Source organism: Arthrobacter sp. NEB 688 (assembly GCF_013201035.1).
In the GTDB taxonomy this organism is placed as follows: domain Bacteria; phylum Actinomycetota; class Actinomycetes; order Actinomycetales; family Dermatophilaceae; genus Phycicoccus.
In genome coordinates this window covers 1,745,067-1,764,953 of sequence record NZ_CP053707.1, presented here as the reverse complement: position 1 = coordinate 1,764,953, position 19,887 = coordinate 1,745,067, and the positions used below count along the sequence as shown (strand labels likewise).

Genomic DNA, 19,887 nt, shown 5'->3' with positions numbered 1-19,887 from the left:
CCATACTATTCACGCCATGAGCACCCCGGAGGGCGGCCCGCCGACGCACTCCCCCGACGTCCCGCCGGTCGGGACGCGCGTCGTCGTCCGGCACCGCCTGCCCGCCCCCGACCCGGTCTCGGGCGCGACCCTCACCGACGTCGTGGGCGACCTCGTGCAGGCCGGCCCCGACCACCTCCTCGTCCGCACCCGGCGGGGCGAGGTCGCCGTCCCGCGGCCGTCGGTCACGGTCGTCAAGGAGCTGCCGCCGCGTCCCTCCCGCCGGGGCGCCCCGCACCTCGCGCTGTCGGTCGAGGACCTCGAGCGGGTCATGGTCGGCGCCTGGCCGGCGCCGCAGGGCGAGCACCTCGGCGACTGGCTGCTGCGCGCCGCCGACGGCTTCACCCATCGCGCCAACTCCGCACTGACGGTGGGCGACCCGGGCACGACGCTCGAGGCCGCGGTCGACGCCGTGCAGGGCTGGTACGCCGCCCGTGGCCTGCCGCCGATGCTGACCCTCGCCGGCCCCGCCGGGTTCCGCCCGGCCGAGGACCCGCTCGGCGCCCTGCTGCTCGCGCGCGGCTACCTCCCGCGGGTCATGACGAGCGCCTTCACGGCCTCGGTCGACGGGGTGCTCGCCGTCCTGCCCGAGCAGTCCTCCCCCGGAGTCGCGCTGACGACATCGGCGACGCTGGAGGACCGCTGGTTCGCGGCCTACCGCGGCTACCGCGAGGCGCCCGAGGGGCCCGCCCGCGCCGTCCTCACCGGCTCGCCGGAGCAGGTGTTCGCGACCGCGCAGGACGACCAGGACGTCCTCGGCGTGGGGCGCCTGGGCGTCGCGTCGACGTGGGGCGGCATCGCGGCGATGTACGTGGCGCCGCGGGCCCGCCGGCGCGGGGTCGCGACCGCCCTCCTGCGGCGGCTCGCGGACGAGGCGGGGTCGCGCGGCATCCGCTCGCTGCACCTGCAGACCGACACCGACAACACCGCCGCGCAGCGGCTGTACCGCCGCGCGGGGTTCGTCGTGCACCACGAGTACACGACGCTGCGCCGCCCCTGAGCCGCTCGACCCGGGTCAGGGGGCCTTGGTCGTGCAGGTGACGTCGTCCTCGGGGACGTACGACGTCGTGAAGGAGGCCTTCCGGACGACCTTGCCCTTCTCCGTGAAGATCCGGCCGATGTCGACCTTGAACCCGGGCACCGGGCTCTGCGGCTTGCACGTCGGGCTGTCGTCGCGGATGACCTTCGGCGCGACGATGTCGTAGCGCGCGCTCTTGGTCGCCTCGACGTCGTACTTCTTCGTGCCCCAGTAGGTGACGGTGATCGAGGTGTCCGTCGTCGAGACGTCCATGAGGATGCCGCCGTCGAGGGTGTTGGTGAACTTGTTGTGCAGGTCCGGCCACGAGATCGTCGCCTCGCGCCCCTCCGGGTAGCGCGAGATGTAGAAGGAGTGCGCCTGCCAGGCGTCGAGCTGCACGCCGGCGAAGAACGAGGCGTTGAAGATCGTCGTCGACACCTGCGAGATGCCGCCGCCGTAGCTCTCGGAGAGCCGGTTGTTGAGGATGATGCCGGCCTTGACGTAGCCCTTGTCGGGCGTGCGCTGGCCGAGGACGCCGTTCATGCTGAACTGCTCCCCCGGCGGCACGTACGTCCCGTCGATGATCCGGGCGGCGTTCTTGATGTTCGTGACGCGCGGCGCGCCGGCCTCGAAGTACGTCGTGAAGCTCGCGACCTTCTCCTTCGGCAGCGTCTTCTTCGCGACGGCGGTGGTGAACTCCGGCTGCACCTCCTCCGTCGTCACCGTGGCGGTCCTCGACGAGGTCGAGAAGGCCTTCCAGACGGTGGCGTCGATCGAGGCGTCGTCGAGCCGGCTCCCGGCCACCGAGTCACGCACCCGCGGCTTGCGCCAGTCGCCGCCGGCGAAGGTGACGACGGCATCCTGCGGCTCGACCTCGACCTTCGCCTCCCGCGCGGCGGAGTGGACGATGCGCCGCAGCTTCTCGACGTCGGCGCGCGGCGTGATGGTGCCGTCCGCCGCCGGGGTGAGCACGGCCGCGGGCGCGAGCCGGCGGGCGGACACCTCGAACGACGTCTCGCCGACCTCGAGGGTGACGGGGCCGGAGACCGCGACCCGGGCGAAGTCGTCGCGGACCCGCTCGAGCTCCTGCGCGGACACCTTCGGCGCACGGACCTCACCGACGACCGCGACGGTGTCGCGGCCGGGCCAGTCGCGGCGCACCGCCGCGGCCGTGCGCGTCACGTCGGTCTCGACGCCGGCGACCGGTGCCTTGTACGTCAGCCTGCCGCCGGTGACGGAGACGGTCCCCTCGACGGCCTTGGCGTCGAGGTCGTCGCGGGCGCCCTCGAGCGCCTGCGCGAAGGCGGCGTCGTCGACGCGGACGACGGCCGGCCGCTCGCCGCCGCCGGCGAGGTGGCGCCAGACGTCGGCCGGCGCGAGGCTGAAGCCGACGAGCCCGTCGACCGTGGCCGGGACGTCGACGGAGAGGCCGGCGTCGGCCGGGACGACCGTGGCCTTCCCGGCGGAGGAGGTGAGCGTCAGCCGCTCCCCCGAGGCCCCGCCGAGCGCGCGCTCGAGGGCGGCCCGGGCGGCGTCCGCGTCCTGCCCGCCGACGTCGACGCCGGCGACGGTCGTGCCGCGGGCGACGCGGTCGCCGGCCCAGGCCGCGGTGGCGCCGTAGAGGACGGCGAGCAGCGCCACGACCCCGCCGACGACGAACGGCCAGCGCCGGCGGCCCGGTCCGGGCTCCTCCCACGTCGGCTCGTCCCACGACTCCTGCTCGAGCAGGTCCTCGGTCATGCGATGCTCCCGTAGCGGCCGCGGTAGTGGACGAGGGCGGGCCCGACGGTGTCGGGGATCTCGACGCCGAGGACCTCGCCGACGAGGATGACGTGGTCGCCCGCGGGGTGGACCGCGGTGGTCACGCACTCCAGCGTCGTCAGCGCGCCGTCCATGAGCGGCACGCCCGTCTGCGGCCCCCGGTGGTGCGGGGCGCGGTCGAGCTGCCCGTGCAGCGGCCGCCCGCGCGTCGCGAACCACTCCGAGAGCGGTCGCTGGTCCAGGCCGAGCACGCTGACCCCCCAGACCCCGGCGTCGACGACGGCGTCGTGGAAGCGGCTCTCGGTCTCGACGCACACGAGGACGAGCAGCGGGTCGAGCGAGACCGAGGTGACGGTGTCGGCCGTCATCGCGTGGTCGTGGCCGCCCTGGCTCGTCGAGATGATGCTGACGCCCTGGGCCATCCGGCCCATCGCCTGCCGGAAGACGGCCTCGTCGGGGGTGCTCACGACGCCTCCCCCACCGGTCGGCCGCTGTCGAGGTCGAGGCGGGCGTAGCCCTCGCGGCCGGCGAGCCGGAAGACGTGCCGGTTCGAGAGGGCGTACCAGCCCGGGCCCACGACGACCTGGGTCTCGTGCGCCCGCAGCGCCTGCTCCTGGGCCGGGACGACCGAGGGGTCGAGCACCGCCCGCGTCACGACCTCGTCGGGGACGACGTCACCGGCGTACTCGCTGCTCGCGTCCGGCACGACCCAGCCCTGGCCGCCGGGGACCGTCGCGGTCAGCCAGGCGTGGTCCTCGGTGGCCCAGGTGAGGGGGGTGAGCACGGCGAGGAGGGGGACGTCGGCGCCGTGCGCGCGCAGCGCGGCCCGCGTCGCCTCGTGGGTGCGGACGTGGTCGGGGTGCCCGTAGCCGCCGCCGGCGTCGTAGGTGACGACGACGTCGGGGTCGAGGCGCTCGAGCACGGCGCCGATCGCTGCCGCGGAGACCTCGAGCGGCACTCCGGCCCACGCGCGCGGGTCGGCCGCGGCGGCCGAGCCGGCCATCCCCGAGTCGCGGAAGCCGCCGTCGGCGTCCTCGAGCAGGTGGTGGGTGACGCCGAGCACGGCCATCGCCCGGTGCAGCTCGGCGCGGCGGTGGGCGGCGAGCGCCGGCCCGTCGCCCTCGAGGTGCGCGAGCGCCGGTGGGATGACCTCGCCCTCCTCGCCGAGGGTGCAGGTGAGGACGTGGACCTCGTCGCCCCGGGCCGCGTGGTGCGCGAGCGCCACCCCGGTCGTCAGGGTCTCGTCGTCGGGGTGGGCGTGGACGAAGAGCATCCGCGCCGGCCGGCCCCCGAGGTCGAGCCCGTCGAGCAGGCCCCTCACGGGACGACCGCGATGTCGGCGAGCTCGACGACGCCGCCGAGCACCGCGTTGGCCGAGAGGTTGCGCACGTCGCTGCCGGCCACGTACAGGGCCCTGCGCTCGGCGAGGCCGATGTAGGCGCCCTGCTGGAGCAGGCGCCGGTCGACGTCGGCCCAGCCGCGCTCGCGAGCGGTGCGGTCGGCGACGGTCGAGGTCTTGGCCATCTGCTCGTCGAGCCGGCGGTCGCTGAAGTACCCGTAGTCGCGGCCGGGCCCCTCGGCGGTGATGTTGATCGTGCTGTCGAACAGCGGCGGCAGGACCGTCGAGCCCGAGGGCCAGGCGGGCGCCCAGTTCGACCAGAAGAGGTCGTAGTCGTCGACCGCGGACTTCTCGGCGATCGTCGAGAAGTAGCTCTCGGTGATGGGCTTGAGGGTCGGGGCGAAGCCGGCCTGGCGCCAGCCGGCGACGAGGGCGGCGACCGCCTTGTCGGCGGTGGGGTCCGAGCGGTAGGCCAGCGTGAACTCCACCGGCTCCTCGACCTTCGCCTCGGCGAGGAGGGCCTTGGCGCGGGTGGGGTCGCCCCGCAGGCCGGTCCCGACCGGGTCGTCGTCGTGCGCGGAGGGCAGGGCGCTCGGCAGGAGCGAGATCGACGGCTGGGCCGCGGTGGCCCCGCCGATCGCGGTGACGTACGCGTCGCGGTTGGTCGCGGCGGCGAGGGCCAGGCGGACCTTCTCGTCCTCGAAGACCGTGCTCCGGACGTTGGGGACGAGGTAGTCGACGACCCCGGTCAGCGGGTTGACCGAGCGCTCGTCGAGGCTCTGGACCGCGGTGACCTGCTGCTGGATCGCGGGCGGGACCGACCCGAGCGCGACGGAGCTGCGCCCGGCCGCGTTGTCGGCGGTGACCTGCTGCGCGACGGCCTCGGTGTCCAGGCCCTCCTGGTAGCGGATCTGGTCCGGGTAGGCCTTGCGCACCGGGTCGGAGGCGGCGTCCCAGTGCGGGTTGCGGACGAACAGGCCGCCCCGGCCGCGCTCCCACGCGCCGCGCAGCATGTACGGGCCGCTGCTGAACACGTCGTAGGTGCCGTCCTCGCGCCGGTCGGCCGAGCGCTTGACCGGGCCGAAGGCCGGCTGCGAGAGCATCTCCGCGAAGTCGCCGACGGGGGTGCTCAGCGTGAACGTGATCTGCCGGTCCTCGCAGGTGACGGCCTTGTCGAAGGCGGCCTGCGCGGCCTTGGCCTTCTCGCCGGAGCCGTAGGGCCCGTCGTAGGTGCTCGAGCCGTCGGCCTGGCGCGGGATGGCGAGGACGGCGAGCGCGTCGGTCGGGCCGCCCTTGACCACGTCGGTGGCGAAGGTCCGGGAGATGCCGTAGGCGACGTCCTCGCAGGTGAGCTCGCTGCCGTCCTGCCAGGTCAGGCCGTCGCGCAGGGTGAAGGACCAGGTCTTGAGGTCCGAGCTCGCGGTGCCGGTGTCGGTCGCGAGGTCACCGACGAGCCGGGACTGCTGCGCGGGGTCCGTGCTCGGCGCGAACGCCGTGAGCGTGCGGGCGAAGACCCGCCCGGCGAACGCCATGTCGGCGCGCGAGGCGATGCGCTGCGGGTCCCACGAGGGCACGGGCCCGAGCGAGAGCGCGCTCAGCGTGCCGCCACGGGTCTCGACCCGGTCACCGACCGCGGAGGTCGGCAGCGTGTCGGGGTCCGTGGCGTCGCCGCGCTGGCGCGCCACGACCACCCCCGCACCGACCAGGGCCGCGACGACGATGAGGACCAGCCCCACCACCGCACGCGTCGGACGTCGCCGGCCGGCCCGCCGCCGCGCGCTGCGCGAGACGGCGGCCTGCTCGGCCCTGCGGTCGCTCCTGCTCGACATGCCCGGGGGTCAGCTCCTCCTGGCGCGGGCCGCGGCGCGGGCGCGCAGGGTCTGGTCGAGCTCCACCTTCCGGATGCGGATGGCCTCGGGGGTGACCTCGACGCACTCGTCCTCGCGGCAGAACTCGAGGGACTGCTCGAGGGAGAGCGCCCGCGGCGGCGCGAGCCGCTCGAGGACGTCGGCCCCGGCGGAGCGCACGTTGGTGAGCTTCTTCTCCTTGGTGATGTTGACGTCCATGTCGTCGGCGCGCGAGTTCTCGCCGACGATCATCCCCTCGTAGACCTCGGTGGTCGGGGGGATGAAGAGCGTGCCGCGCTCCTGGAGGTTCATCATCGCGTAGGCGGTCGCCGGCCCCGAGCGGTCCGAGACGAGCGAGCCGCTGATGCGGGTCGTGATCTCGCCGAGCCAGGGCTCGTAGCCCTCGAAGACGTGGTTGGCGATGCCCGTGCCGCGGGTGTCGGTGAGGAACTGCGTCCGGAAGCCGATGAGGCCGCGCGACGGGACGAGGTACTCCATCCGGACCCAGCCGGTGCCGTGGTTGGTCATCTGCTCCATCCGGCCCTTGCGGGCGGCGAGCAGCTGGGTGATGGAGCCGAGGTACTCCTCGGGGGTGTCGATGGTCAGGCGCTCGACCGGCTCCTGGACCTTGCCGTCGACCTCGCGGGTGACGACGACCGGCTTGCCGACGGTCAGCTCGTAGCCCTCGCGGCGCATCTGCTCGACGAGGATGGCCAGCGCGAGCTCGCCGCGGCCCTGGACCTCCCAGGCGTCGGGACGCTCGGTCGGCAGGACGCGCATCGAGACGTTGCCGATGAGCTCGCGGTCGAGGCGGTCCTTGACCAGGCGCGCGGTGACCTTGGCGCCCTTGACGCGGCCGGCCATCGGGCTGGTGTTGATGCCGATGGTCATCGAGATCGCGGGCTCGTCGACCGTGATGAGCGGCAGCGGGCGCGGGTCGTCGATGTCGGCGAGGGTCTCGCCGATGGTGATCTCGGGGATGCCGGCGACGGCGATGATGTCGCCGGGGCCGGCGGACTCGGCCGGGCGGCGCTCGAGGGCGCTCGTCATGAGCAGCTCGGTGATCTTCACCGGGACGGTCGAGCCGTCGCGGCGGCACCAGGCGACCTGCTGGCCCTTGCGGATCGTGCCGTTGTGCACGCGCAGCAGCGCGAGGCGGCCGAGGAAGTTCGAGGCGTCGAGGTTGGTGACGTGCGCCTGGAGCGGGGCCTCGTCGTCGTAGGACGGGGCCGGGATGGTCTCGATGATCGTCTTGAACAGGGCCTCGAGGTCCTCGTCCTCGGGCAGGCCGCCGTCGGCGGGGCGGGTCAGCGAGGCGCGACCGGCCTTGGCCGAGGCGTAGACGACCGGGAAGTCGAGCTGGTCCTGGTGGTGCTCGGCGTCGACGAGCAGGTCCATGAAGAGCTCGTAGACCTCGTCGACGACCTCGGCGATGCGGGCATCCGGGCGGTCGACCTTGTTGATGCACAGGACGACGGGCATCTGCGCGGCGAGCGCCTTGCGCAGGACGAAGCGGGTCTGGGGCAGCGGGCCCTCGGAGGCGTCGACGAGCAGGACGACGCCGTCGACCATCGACAGGCCGCGCTCGACCTCGCCACCGAAGTCGGCGTGGCCGGGGGTGTCGATGATGTTGATCGTCATGCCGTCGGTGATGCCGGCCTCGAGCGCCGCCGGGCCGGCGTACCGGACGGCGGTGTTCTTCGCGAGGATGGTGATGCCCTTCTCGCGCTCGAGGTCACCACTGTCCATGGCGCGCTCGTCGACGTGCTGGTGCTCGCCGAAGGCTCCGGACTGCCAGAGCATCTTGTCGACGAGCGTGGTCTTTCCGTGGTCGACGTGCGCGACGATGGCGACGTTACGGAGGTCGTCGCGGCGGGAGGCAGACATGCCCACCAGTCTCTCAGGTCTTGCGCCAGCGACCGAATCGGCGTAGTGGCGCGGCTCCGGGGGCCTGCCGAAAGGTCTGCGCCACGGATTCGGTCTCACTTGGGTAACCACTCGCGTCGGGCCGTTCCCCCCGCGCAATTTGCTGGCTAGGGTCCGTGCAACCGCGAGGGGCCGGTCGCCCGGTGCCCGCGCGGGACCTCGTCCGCCCGACCCGGGCGGTCCGAGCGATCGCACACCCAAGCGAGGTTCACACAGATGACACTCAAGCGCACGGCGCCGCTCGTCCTGCTCACGGCGGCCGCCCTGAGCATGTCGGCGTGCGCCCAGTCCGAGCGTGACTCGGGCGGCGACACCGGCAGCACCGGCGGGAGCGTGAAGGACACCTTCACCTTCGGCGCGGCAGGGGCCCCGGAGCTGTTCGACCCGCTGTACGCGACCGACGGCGAGACCTTCCGGGTCACCCGGCAGATCCACTCGGGCCTGCTCGGCATCAAGCCGGGCACCGCCGACATCCAGCCCGAGCTCGCCGAGAGCTGGACCCCGTCCGACGACGGCCTGTCCTGGACCTTCAAGCTGCGCCAGGGCGTCAAGTTCTCCGACGGCACCCCGTTCGACGCCGAGGCCGTCTGCTACAACCTCGACCGCATGTACAACCAGAAGGGCGCCGGCCAGACCGCCGCCGAGTACTGGACGTACTTCTTCGGCACCTTCAGCGACGACCCCGAGGGCTCGCTCTACAAGTCCTGCGAGGCCAAGGACGCCTCCAACGCCGTCATCAACGTGACGCGCACGACCTCGTCCTTCCCGACGATCCTCTCCCTCGACTCCTTCTCGATGCAGTCGCCGACGGCGCTGGAGAAGGGCGACGCCAACAACGTCCAGGCGCAGGGCGAGGGCTTCACCTACCCGGAGTACTCGAAGAACCCGGTCGGCATCGGCCCGTACAAGCTCTCGAAGTACGACGAGGCCAACAAGACGGTCACGCTGGTCGCCAACGACCAGTACTACGGCGAGCAGCCGAAGACCAAGACCCTCGTCTTCAAGATCATCCCCGACGAGAGCACCCGTCGCCAGGAGCTGCAGGCCGGCTCGATCGACGGCTACGACCTGCCCAACCCGGTCGACTGGAAGGGTCTGGAGGACGCCGGCAACAAGGTCGAGGTCCGTCCCGCCTTCAACATCCTCTACCTGGGCCTGAACCCGGAGCGCAACCCGAAGCTCAAGGACCTCAAGGTCCGCCAGGCCATCGCCTACGCCCTCAACCGGGACCAGATGGTCAAGAGCCAGCTGCCCGAGGGCGCGAAGGTCGCCTCGCAGTTCATGCCCGACACCGTGTCCGGCTACAACACCCAGCTCCAGCCGTACCCGTACGACCCGGAGAAGGCCAAGTCGCTCCTCGCCGAGGCCGGCGCCGAGGGCATGACCCTCAAGTTCGCCTTCCCGACCGAGGTCTCGCGGCCGTACATGCCGGACCCCCAGAAGATCCACGCCGCGTTCACCAAGGACCTCGAGGCCGTCGGCATCAAGGTCGAGCAGGTGAGCAAGCCGTGGAACGGTGGCTACCTCGACGACGTGTCCGCCAACGGCGCGTACGACATGTGGCTGCTCGGCTGGACCGGTGACTACAACGCCGCGGACAACTTCCTCGGCACCTTCTTCAGCGACCTCAAGGGCAACGACTTCCACACGAGCGTCATGCCGTGGGGCAAGACCTTGTCCGAGGACCTCAAGAAGGCCGACGCGGTCGTCGACGAGGGCGAGCGCGAGGCCGCCTACCAGGACCTCAACAAGCGCATCGCCGAGGAGTACCTGCCGGGCATCCCGGTCAGCCACTCCCCGCCGGCGCTCGTCACGAGCGGCAAGGTCCAGGGCCTGACGGCCAGCCCGCTGACGGCGGAGATGTTCGACACCGTCACCGCAGGCAAGTGACCGCGCGGGGTCCCCACCCCGCGAGCACATCCGTATAGGGTCGGTGGCCGCCCCGAACACAGACGTTCGGGGCGGCCACCGTCGTCCACCGGGAACACCAGGAGCCTCACGTTGGCGCGCTTCATCATCAGACGACTCCTCCAGATGGTGGGGGTGGTCTTCGTGCTCTCGCTCCTGCTGTTCCTCTGGCTGCGCTCGCTGCCCGGCGGCACGGTCTCCGCGATCCTCGGTGAGCGGGCCACCCCCGAGACGCGCGAGGCGCTGACCCGGGCGCTCGGCCTCGACCAGCCCGTGTGGGTGCAGTACTGGAAGTTCCTCACCCGCGCCCTCCAGGGCGAGTTCGGTGTCTCGACCGGCGTCCTGCCCGGCACCGACGCCCTCTCGATCTTCCTCGACCGCCTGCCGGCCACGATCGAGCTGAGCTTCGTCGCCCTCGTCATCGCCGTCGTCCTCGCGATCCCGCTCGGCTACGTGTCGGCGCGCCGGGCCAACTCGCCGGTCGACAGCGGCCTCGTCGTCATCTCCCTCATCGGCGTCGCGGTCCCGGTCTTCTTCCTCGCCTTCGTCCTGCAGAACCAGCTCGCCGTCGAGCACAACTGGCTCCCCGTGTCGGGCCGCCAGGACAACCTCGGCTGCACGCGCGTCACCAACTTCTTCGTCCTCGACGGGCTGCTGACCCGCGAGTTCGACTGCTCCGCGAGCGCCCTCAAGCACCTCGTCCTGCCGTCGGTGGCGCTCGCGACGATCCCCTTCGCCGTCATCTACCGCATCACCCGGGCGTCGGTGCTCGAGGTGCTCGGCGAGGACTACGTCCGCACCGCCGAGTCCAAGGGCCTCACCGCGCGGGTCGTCCGCGGCCGGCACGTCCTGCGCAACGCACTCCTCCCCGTCGTCACGACGATCGGCCTCCAGACCGGTGGCCTGCTGGCCGGCGCGGTGCTCACCGAGCAGGTCTTCAACTTCGGCGGCATCGGCAACGCCCTCGCGGTGGCCTTCCAGCGGCGCGACTACCCCGTCCTCGAGGTCCTCATCCTCGCGGCGGCCGCCATCTACGTCATCATCAACCTGCTCGTCGACATCGCCTACGCGATCATCGACCCGAGGGTGAGGACCCGATGAGCCCCACGAACCCGATGAACCGCCGCAAGGACCGGATCGACGACCTCGCCGCCTCCTCCGGCGACACGGCCGTCCTCGTGCGCGAGGCCGGCTCGGTCGACGAGAAGCCGGGCGTCTCGCTCATCGCCAGCGCGTGGAAGCGCCTGCGCCGCAACCCGGTCTTCCTCATCGGCGCGGGCATCACGCTGGTCTTCGTCGTCCTCGCGCTCATCTCGCCGTTCATCGCGCCCCACGACCCGGCCGCGAACCTCCTCATCGACCAGGTGCGGCCGCAGACCAACCCCGTGCCGGGGCCGCAGCCGGGCTTCCCGCTCGGGGCCGACGACGCCGGGCGCGACCTGCTCTCGCGCCTGCTCGTCGGCAGCCAGCAGACGCTCATCGTCGGCGTCGTCGCGACGCTGTTCGGGCTGACCGGCGGCATGGTGCTCGGCATCCTCGCGGGCGCCCTCGGCGGCTGGGTCGACGCGCTCGTCATGCGCATCGTCGACGTCCTGCTCTCGATCCCCTCGCTGCTCCTCGCCTTCTCGATCGCCGCGCTCGCCGCGCGACCGAGCCAGCTGACGGTCATCATCGCCGTCGCCGCCGTGCAGGTGCCGATCTTCGCCCGCCTGCTGCGCGGCTCGATGCTCGTCCAGCGGCACAGCGACCACGTCCTGGCCGCCCGCGCCCTCGGCGTCAGCGAGCGGGCGGTCGTCTTCCGCCACATGCTGCCCAACTCGCTCGGGCCGATCATCGTCCAGTCGACGCTCGTCCTCGCGACGTCGATCATCGACGCCGCGGCCCTGTCCTTCCTCGGCCTCGGCAACCCGAACGACCGTCGTCCCGAGTGGGGCCAGATGCTGGGCCGCGCCCAGCCGTACATCTACGACAACGCCCACCTCGCCGTGTACCCCGCGCTGTGCATCATCGTCGTCGCCCTCGGCTTCACCCTCATGGGCGAGTCGCTGCGCGAGGCCCTCGACCCCAAGAGCAGGAGGTGACCCGCCGATGACCGCCACGGCGTCCACACCCCGCACGTCCCGGCACGGCGACGAGCCGCTGCTGTCCGTCCGCGACCTGCGCGTCACGTTCACCCGTCAGGGCGAGGAGCCCTTCACCGCCGTCGACGGCGTCTCCTTCGACGTCCGGCCCGGCCAGACCGTCGGCCTCGTCGGCGAGTCCGGGTGCGGCAAGTCCGTCACCTCGCTCGCGATCATGGGGCTGCTCCCCCAGCGCGGCAACCGCGTCGAGGGCACCGCGACCTTCGACGGCACCGACCTGCTGCGCCTCGGGTCCTCCGACATGCGCGACCGGCGCGGGCGCGACATCGCGATGATCTTCCAGGACCCGCTCTCGTCGCTGAACCCCGTCGTCCCGGTCGGCCTGCAGGTCACCGAGGTCCTCGAGCGGCACCGGAAGATGTCGCGCAAGGCCGCGACGCCGCTGGCCCGCGAGCTGCTCCAGCGGGTCGGCATCCCCGACCCCGACCGCCGGCTCAAGGACTTCCCGCACCAGATGTCCGGCGGGATGCGCCAGCGCGCGCTCATCGCGATGGCGCTGGCCTGCGCGCCGCGCCTGCTCATCGCCGACGAGCCGACGACGGCGCTCGACGTGACCATCCAGGCGCAGATCCTCAGCCTGCTCAAGGAGCTCGTCCAGGAGACCGGCACGGCCCTGGTGATGATCACGCACGACCTCGGGGTCGTCGCGGGGCTCTGCGACGAGGTCAACGTCCTCTACGGCGGCCGGATCGTCGAGCGCGGCGGCCGGCACGAGCTCTTCGGGCAACCGCGCCACCCGTACACCAACGGCCTGCTCGCCTCGATCCCCCGGCTCGACGCCGAGCGCGCGCCACTGACGCCCATCCCCGGGTCGGTGTCGGACAACCTGCCGTGGACGAGCGCGTGCGCGTTCGCCCCGCGCTGCTCCCAGCCGGTCGACGTCTGCACCCGGAAGACGCCGCCGCTCGAGGAGACCGGCAGCCGCGCCCTGCGCTGCTTCAACCCCGTCGGAGGACCGCGATGACCGCCACCGCCGAGCCCACGCCCGCCGCGACGCCGCAGGACGAGCGCGAGCTGCTCGTCGACGCCCGGGGCGTGAAGGTGCACTTCCCCATCAAGCGGGGCGTCATCTTCGACAAGGTGATCGGGCACGTCTACGCCGTCGACGGCGTCGACCTGCAGATCCGCAAGGGCGAGACCTATGGCCTCGTCGGCGAGTCCGGCTGCGGCAAGTCGACGCTCGGCAAGGCGATCCTCAATCTCGAGCCGCCCACCGGCGGAACGGTTCTCGTCGACGGGACCGACGTCTCGTCGCTCAAGGGGTCGGCGCTGCGCAAGCGGCGCAAGGACTTCCAGATGGTCTTCCAGGACCCGATGAGCAGCCTCGACCCGCGGCAGTCGGTGGAGTCCCTCCTCGTCGAGGGGATGAAGGCGCACGGCCTCGCGACGGACGACAAGGCGACGGCCAGACGCCTGCGCGAGCTGCTCGCCGCGGTCGGGCTGCCGGCGGCGGCCCTCAAGAAGTACCCGCACGAGTTCTCCGGCGGCCAGCGCCAGCGCATCGGCATCGCCCGCGCGCTCGCGGTCGAGCCCAAGCTCATCGTCGCCGACGAGCCGGTCTCCGCGCTCGACGTGTCGGTGCAGGCGCAGGTCATCAACCTGCTCGAGGAGCTGCAGGACGAGTTCGACCTCACCTACCTCGTCGTCGCCCACGACCTCGCGGTCGTCCGCCACATCAGCGACCGCATCGGGGTCATGTACCTCGGCGGGATGGTCGAGGAGGCCGAGGCCGACGACCTGTACGCCGCTCCGCTGCACCCGTACACGCGGGCGCTGCTGTCGGCGGTGCCCGTGCCCGACCCGGCCGCGGAGGACGCGCGCGAGCAGATCCTCCTCGTCGGCGACCTGCCCTCCCCCTCGCGCCCGCCGTCGGGCTGCCGCTTCCACACCCGCTGCCCGTGGCGCCAGGAGACGCGCTGCGACGACGAGCGCCCGCAGCTGCGCGTCGTCGAGGTCGACGGCGTGCCGGCCTCGCACCGGGTGGCGTGCCACTTCGCCGAGGAGATCGCCCGCGGCGAGATCCGGCGGCACGAGGTGACCGCCACCGCGACGACGCAGGACTGGCGCGACGACGACGACGGCGACGTCATCGGGCCGGCCTCGGTCGCCGAGGCGCAGATCCACCCCCCGGGCCACCAGGGCGGGTACGGCGGCGGTCTCTGACACCGGGGGCGGTGAGGCTCACCTGACGTGCCGCCGGGCGCTCGGGTGGCGGATGATGACGGGATGAGCCGACTCCTCACCGACGACGAGGTCACCCGCCAGCTCGCCGACCTGCCCGGGTGGGCGCGCGAGGGCGACACCCTCGTGGCCTCGATCGAGGCCCCCGACTTCCCGGCCGCCATCCGGATGGTCGCCGCCGCGGCCGACGAGGCCGAGCAGATGAACCACCACCCCGACATCGACATCCGCTGGCGCACGACCCGCTGGCTGCTGACGACCCACGACGCCGGCGGCCTGACCCAGCTCGACATCGAGCTGGCGCACCGCATCTCGACCGCCGCGCGTGCCGAGGGGGCGAGCGTCGGTGAGTGACGTGACCCCCGACCGGTCGGCCCCCGGGGTGCAGGCGTCCGGGGTGCAGGCGTCCGGGGTGCAGGCGCCGGACCCCGTCGACACCACGGCGCTCGACGGCCACGACGAGGCGCACGACCGCTCGTTCTCCAGCCGGCTCAACTGGCTGCGGGCGGGCGTCCTCGGCGCGAACGACGGCATCGTCTCGACCGCCGGGCTCGTCATCGGCGTCGCGGCCGCCACGTCCGAGCGCGGCCCGGTCCTCACGGCGGGCCTCGCCGGGCTCGCGGCCGGGGCGATGAGCATGGCCGTCGGCGAGTACGTCTCGGTCAGCACCCAGCGCGACAGCGAGAAGGCGCTCATCGCCAAGGAGATCCGCGAGCTGCGCGACGAGCCCGAGGCCGAGCTCGCCGAGCTCGCGGCCATCTACGAGGGCAAGGGCCTCTCCCCCGAGCTCGCCGGGCAGGTCGCCGTCGAGCTGACGGCGCACGACGCGCTCGCCGCGCACGCGGAGGTCGAGCTGGGCATCGACCCGGACGACCTCACCAACCCGTGGCACGCCGCGTGGGCGTCGATGATCGCCTTCACGGTCGGCGCGCTGCTGCCGCTCGTGGCCATCCTCCTGCCGCCGCAGGACTGGCGCGTGCCCGTCACGGTGCTCGCGGTCGTCCTCGCCCTCGCCTTCACGGGGCTGGTCAGCGCCCGGCTCGGCGACGCGGACGCGCAGCGGGCGACCGTGCGCGTGGTCGTCGGGGGCCTGCTCGCGATGGCCATCACGTACGCGATCGGCTCGCTCGTCGGCACCCAGGTCGGCTAGGCCGTGCCGCGCCTCCTCGTCGTCCAGCACGAGCCGGACGCGCCGCCGGCCTGGCTCGGCGAGTGGTGGTCCGCGCTCGGCGTCGATCTCGACGTCGTGCGCGGCGACCTCGGCGAGCCCGTGCCGGCCCGGCTGGCCGACGGCGGGCACGACGGGCTCGTCGTCCTCGGCGGCGCGATGGGCGCGAACGACGACGCCGAGCACCCGTGGCTCGCGCCGGCCAAGGCGCTCCTGCGCGACACCGCCCGGGCCGGCGAGCCGGTGCTCGGCGTGTGCCTCGGGCACCAGCTGGCGGCCGTGTCGCTCGGCGGTCGGGCGGGGTGCAACCCGTCCGGGCGCACCATCGGCGTCGTGCCCGTCGCGCTGACCCGCGAGGGCGCGGCGGACCCGCTGCTCGCCGGGTCGGCCGGGGCGCCCGCCGTGCACTACAACGACGACGTCGTCCTCGACCTCCCGCCCGGGGCGACCCTGCTGGCCACCCTGCCGGACGGTCGGCCGCAGGCGCTGCGGATCGGGCTGCGGGCGTGGTCGGTGCAATTCCACCCCGAGACCTCCCCCGAGGTCTTCGCCGACTGGGTGCGCGCCGAGCCGGCGTCGGCGTCCGGCGCCGCGGCCCTCGCCGACGTCACCGCCGCCCGGGAGGCGCTGCGCACCGCCTGGCAGCCCCTCGCCGCCCGCTTCGCCGCCCAGCTCACCTGACCGAGCCCCCGGCAACACCGAGACGGGGCCACTGCTGCGCCGCAGCGGACGACGTGCATCCACCACGACGCCATCCCCGCACGTGCCGGCTCACCTCGACCAGCGCCCCAGCCCGACGACGACAACCCCGCACGTGTCGGCTCACTGCTGTTGGCCCCTCGTGCTGCTCGTGGCCTCTTCGGTGGCTCCCCCCATGGCGTCGGAAATGGGGCGATCACCCCCTTTCCGACGCCACCAGCAGCACCACGACGGGAACTGCGGCCGCGACGCCGCAAACGACGTGCATCCACCACCGCGGCGCAGCCGACGACGCGCATCCACCTCAGCCCAGGTGCCGGCACCCGGCGGATGGCCGCACGCTGCCCGTGGCGGCTTCGGTGGCTCCCCCCAAGGCGTCGGAAGTGGGGCGATCACCCCCGTTCCGACGCCACCAGCAGCGCCTCGACGGAAACCACGGCCGCGGCGATGCCGGTGACGTGCAACCTCCACCGCGGCGCAGCGGTCGACGAGCCTCGGCGGCACCGTCCACAGTCGCCGGCGGCGCCTCCGGCTGTCCACAGCTCTGCGCCCGGGCCTCGCGCATGGGTGCGGCGGCCGACGACGATGCACGGGTGCCCGAGCTCCCCTCCGAGGTCCGCGACCTCCTCGCCCGCCAGGACGGCGTCGCGAGCCGCTCCCAGCTGCTCGCCCTCGGGGTGGGCGTCGAGACATGGCGCTGGAACGCCGGACGGACGTGGCGGGTGGTCCTCCCGCGCGTGGTGCTGGTGTCCCGCGCGGAGCCGTCGCCGCGACAGCGCCTCGTGGCCGCCCTGCTGTGGGCGGGCCCCGGGTCCGTCATCGCCGGGAGCACCGCCGCCCGTCTGCACGGCATCACCTCGGCGCAGGACGACGGCACCGTCCACCTGCTGGTCCCCCGACCGGGGTCGGACCGCACGGCAGGGTTCGCCTCCCTCCGGCGCACCGCGCTGCACGACCCCGACGTCGTCGTGCGTGGGCCGTTGCGGATGTCGTCGCGGGCGCGGGCCGCGGTCGATGCGGCCGCCCTCGCCCCCACGTCGGACACCGCGGTGGCCATCCTCGTCGAGGTGGTCCAGAAGGGGATCGCGCCGCTCGACGACGTCGCGGAGTGGGCCCATCGCACGCGGGCGGCAGCCGGCGGACAGGTGTCCACCGGCCTCGCCGCAGCGGCCGGCGGCGCGTGGTCGCGACCCGAGCACGCGCTCGCGACCCTCGTCCGCTCGTCGTCGCTCCTCCCCGAGCCGTGGCTCAACCCTCGGCTCGAGACCGCGGCGGGCGTGCGGCTCGTCGCTCCCGACGCGTGGTTCGACGACGTGGCGATGGCGGTGATGGTGCACTCGCACCGCTTCCACAGCCAGGGCGATGACTGGGACGCGACCGTCGAGGCGGACGCGACCTCGACGGCGGCCGGGATCGTCGTCGTCGGCGTCACGCCGCGGAGCATCGACCGTACGCCGGAGGCGGTGCTGCGCCGCCTCGAGGAGTCCTACGCCGTGGCCGCAGCGCGCCCTCGCCCTCCGGTGCAGGCCACCCGCCTCGACCCGTGGGTGGGACGGGTGGCGTGACTGCCGGCGCCGGAACGGGGGTCATCACCCCCGTTCCGGCGCCACCGGCCGAGCCACGAGGGCCACCTGCTCGACCTGACACGCGGTGCGTGTCACCGAGGGACTGTGGGCTGGGGTGGGGGCGCGGCGGGTGGGGTCAGTCGCCGCGGAGGGCGGCGAAGAGGGCCTCGGCGAGCGGGGACTCGCGGATGTCGTCGAGGTCGACCTGGGTGCCGTCCGGCCCGGCGAGCGGCAGCCGCCAGTTGGGGTACTCGTCGTTGGTGCCGGGCTGGTTGATGGCCCGGCGGTCCCCGACGAGGTCCGGCAGGGCGACGGCGAGCATCCGGCTCGGCGTGCGGGCCAGCCACCGGTGCAGCGCCACCACCGTCTCGTCGACGTCGGCGCCCTCCGCGAGCAGACCTCGCTCCACCAGCGCCGCGCGCACCCGACCGATGGCGGCTTGCTCGACCTCGCGCTCCTCCTCGACCGGGCGGGTCAGCAGCCCGAGCCGCTCGCGCACCGCGACGTGCTCGAGCGTCAGGTACCCCGCGGTCGGCGGCAGGTCGTGGACCGTCACGGTCGAGAGGCACAGGTCGCGGTAGGCCTCGGGCGGGCGCACGGTGTCGTCGTCCCACTCGAACCACAGGATGGACGTGCCGAGCAGCCCGCGCTCGAGCAGCACGTCGCGCACGTTGGGGGCCACGACCCCGAGGTCCTCGCCGATGACGACGGCGCCGGCCCGCTGCGCCTCGAGCACGAGGATGCCGAGCAGCGCCTCGTGGTCGTAGTAGACGTACGTGCCGTCGACCGGCGAGCCACCGGTCGGGATCCACCAGAGGCGGAACAGCCCGAGGATGTGGTCGACCCGGATGCCCCCGGAGTCGCGCAGCACGGTTCGCACCATGTCGCGGAAGGGCGCGTACCCGAGCTCCGCGAGCCGGTCGGGGCGCCACGGCGGCTGGCTCCAGTTCTGCCCGAGCTGGTTGAACGGGTCCGGCGGCGCACCGACCGTCACGCCGCGGGCCAGCGCGTCGCCGAGCCCCCACGCGTCCGCGCCGACCGGGTGCACCCCGACCGCGAGGTCGTGGACGACGCCGAGGGTCATCCCGGCCGCCGTCGCCTCGCGCTGGGCGCCGGCGAGCTGGTCCTCGAGGAGCCACTGCATCCACCGGTGGAAGTCGACGTCGTCGGCGTGCGCGGCGGCGAACGCGCGCACCCCCGGCCCGTCGGGGTCCTGGAGCTCGGCCGGCCACGCGGTGAACGGCAGCCCGTGGACGTCGGCGAGCGCGCACCACGTCGCGAAGCGCGCGAGCCCCGAGCCCTCCCGGGCGCAGAAGGCCGCGAAGGCCTCGGCCCGCGCGCCGGAGAGCCCGGCGTCGAAGACCAGCCGCAGCGCCTCGCGCTTGATGCCCCACGCGGCGTCTCGGTCGATGCGGTCACCGGCGTTGAGCGCCCGACCGCGCGCCGCCAGCCCGAGGAAGACCCGGTGGCCGGTGGCGTCGAGCGAGGCGACCTCGGGGACGTCCTCGACGTGGAGGTAGAGCGGGTTCACGAAGCGCCGGGTGGTCGGCAGGTACGGGGAGGCCTCCATCGGCGTCACCGGCTCGGCGGCGTGCAGCGGGTTGACGAGGACGAAGTCGGCGTCGTGCGCGGCAGCCGCCCACGTCGCGAGGCCGGCGAGGTCGCGCAGGTCCCCGACACCCCACGTCGTCGACGAGCGCACCTGGTACAGCTGGGCCATGAGGCCGACGACGCGGCGCGAGGCGACGGGCTCGGGCAGCTCGAGGCGCTCCGGCGTCACGACGAGGGTGGCCTCGGTCGACGCGGCGTCCAGCGGCACGGCGTCTCCGACGGCCACGAGGCGGTGCCACCCGAGCGGGAGGTCGGCCGGCAGCTCGAAGGTCGCCTCGCCGAGCGAGACCCCGTCGACGACGCGGTCAGGCACCCAGCGGTCGACCTGCGCGGCCTCGACCCGGCCGCCATCCTCGAGCTCGACGACGAGCCCGACGGACGCCCCGGCGCGCACGTGCACCTGTACCTGCGCGGCGCGGCCGGCGCGGGCGACGACGGTCGGGGGCAGCGTGCGCCGCCACGGCAGGTCGGCGTGGTCGAGCAGCGCGGCCTCGACCGCGGCGTCGTCGTCGCAGGCGACCCCGAGGGCCGTGAGCACCGCGACGATCGAGGCGGTGGACACGACGACGTGCTGCCCCCGCCAGTCCCAGTACTCGGTGGCGACGCCGTGCGCCTGGGCGAGCTCGACGAGCCGGGGCGACGGGGTGGGCTGCATGCCCCCATCCTGCCAACGGCAGGGCGGGC

Annotated in this window: 16 protein-coding genes; 10 read left to right on the top strand and 6 right to left on the bottom strand. The window is 73.5% G+C overall.

What is annotated here, in order from left to right:
* The first annotated feature begins 16 nt into the window (after positions 1 to 16).
* Complete coding sequence (locus HL663_RS08335) at positions 17 to 1,039, top strand: GNAT family N-acetyltransferase (protein WP_173027896.1); 1,023 nt, start codon at positions 17 to 19, stop codon at positions 1,037 to 1,039.
* Between the two features lie 15 nt (positions 1,040 to 1,054).
* On the opposite strand, the gene HL663_RS08330 is transcribed toward HL663_RS08335, so the two are convergent.
* From HL663_RS08330 to typA, 5 genes are read right to left on the bottom strand one after another with little or no spacing between them, the layout of a single operon-like run.
* Positions 1,055 to 2,797, bottom strand: coding sequence for a VanW family protein (locus HL663_RS08330; RefSeq protein WP_173027895.1), 1,743 nt, complete (start codon positions 2,795 to 2,797; stop codon positions 1,055 to 1,057).
* Complete coding sequence (locus HL663_RS08325; protein WP_286176009.1) at positions 2,794 to 3,285, bottom strand: flavin reductase family protein; 492 nt, start codon at positions 3,283 to 3,285, stop codon at positions 2,794 to 2,796. Before HL663_RS08325 ends, HL663_RS08330 begins: the two co-directional genes overlap by 4 nt.
* Positions 3,282 to 4,139, bottom strand: coding sequence for a PIG-L family deacetylase (locus tag HL663_RS08320; protein ID WP_286176008.1), 858 nt, complete (start codon positions 4,137 to 4,139; stop codon positions 3,282 to 3,284). Before HL663_RS08320 ends, HL663_RS08325 begins: the two co-directional genes overlap by 4 nt.
* Positions 4,136 to 5,986 carry an ABC transporter substrate-binding protein gene (locus HL663_RS08315; RefSeq protein ID WP_173027894.1) on the bottom strand — a complete coding sequence of 617 codons (1,851 nt, stop codon included), beginning with the start codon at positions 5,984 to 5,986 and terminating at the stop codon, positions 4,136 to 4,138. Before HL663_RS08315 ends, HL663_RS08320 begins: the two co-directional genes overlap by 4 nt.
* Positions 5,987 to 5,995: 9 nt before the next feature.
* Positions 5,996 to 7,891, bottom strand: a complete 1,896-nt coding sequence (gene typA, locus HL663_RS08310; protein ID WP_173027893.1) for a translational GTPase TypA — start codon at positions 7,889 to 7,891, stop codon at positions 5,996 to 5,998.
* Positions 7,892 to 8,146: 255 nt separating this feature from the next.
* Here typA and HL663_RS08305 point away from each other — a divergent pair, with 255 nt between their 5' ends.
* The 9 genes from HL663_RS08305 (at position 8,147) to HL663_RS08265 (ending at position 17,592) form a co-directional block, all read left to right on the top strand.
* The gene (locus tag HL663_RS08305; RefSeq protein ID WP_173027892.1) at positions 8,147 to 9,820 is read left to right on the top strand and encodes an ABC transporter substrate-binding protein; all 1,674 of its coding nucleotides are present in this window, start codon (positions 8,147 to 8,149) and stop codon (positions 9,818 to 9,820) included.
* Positions 9,821 to 9,931: 111 nt separating this feature from the next.
* Positions 9,932 to 10,939, top strand: coding sequence for an ABC transporter permease (locus HL663_RS08300; protein WP_173027891.1), 1,008 nt, complete (start codon positions 9,932 to 9,934; stop codon positions 10,937 to 10,939).
* A complete protein-coding gene (locus HL663_RS08295; RefSeq protein ID WP_173027890.1) occupies positions 10,936 to 11,919 on the top strand; it encodes an ABC transporter permease in 984 nt (327 codons plus the stop codon). Before HL663_RS08300 ends, HL663_RS08295 begins: the two co-directional genes overlap by 4 nt.
* A 7-nt stretch (positions 11,920 to 11,926) precedes the next feature.
* Complete coding sequence (locus HL663_RS08290; protein ID WP_173027889.1) at positions 11,927 to 12,943, top strand: ABC transporter ATP-binding protein; 1,017 nt, start codon at positions 11,927 to 11,929, stop codon at positions 12,941 to 12,943.
* A complete protein-coding gene (locus HL663_RS08285) occupies positions 12,940 to 14,142 on the top strand; it encodes an ABC transporter ATP-binding protein (protein ID WP_173027888.1) in 1,203 nt (400 codons plus the stop codon). The genes HL663_RS08290 and HL663_RS08285 overlap by 4 nt, the downstream gene beginning before the upstream one ends.
* A 63-nt stretch (positions 14,143 to 14,205) precedes the next feature.
* Positions 14,206 to 14,514: a 4a-hydroxytetrahydrobiopterin dehydratase gene (locus HL663_RS08280; RefSeq protein WP_173027887.1), complete on the top strand. Its 309-nt coding sequence runs from the start codon at positions 14,206 to 14,208 to the stop codon at positions 14,512 to 14,514.
* Between the two features lie 58 nt (positions 14,515 to 14,572).
* Positions 14,573 to 15,310, top strand: a complete 738-nt coding sequence (locus HL663_RS08275) for a VIT1/CCC1 transporter family protein (RefSeq protein ID WP_173030066.1) — start codon at positions 14,573 to 14,575, stop codon at positions 15,308 to 15,310.
* 3 nt (positions 15,311 to 15,313) lie between these two features.
* A complete protein-coding gene (locus HL663_RS08270; protein WP_173027886.1) occupies positions 15,314 to 16,009 on the top strand; it encodes a type 1 glutamine amidotransferase in 696 nt (231 codons plus the stop codon).
* A gap of 611 nt (positions 16,010 to 16,620) precedes the next feature.
* Positions 16,621 to 17,592, top strand: coding sequence for a hypothetical protein (locus HL663_RS08265; RefSeq protein WP_173027885.1), 972 nt, complete (start codon positions 16,621 to 16,623; stop codon positions 17,590 to 17,592).
* Between the two features lie 136 nt (positions 17,593 to 17,728).
* Here HL663_RS08265 and malQ read toward each other — a convergent pair whose 3' ends face one another.
* Positions 17,729 to 19,858, bottom strand: a complete 2,130-nt coding sequence (malQ, locus tag HL663_RS08260; RefSeq protein ID WP_173027884.1) for a 4-alpha-glucanotransferase — start codon at positions 19,856 to 19,858, stop codon at positions 17,729 to 17,731.
* Positions 19,859 to 19,887: the final 29 nt, after the last annotated feature.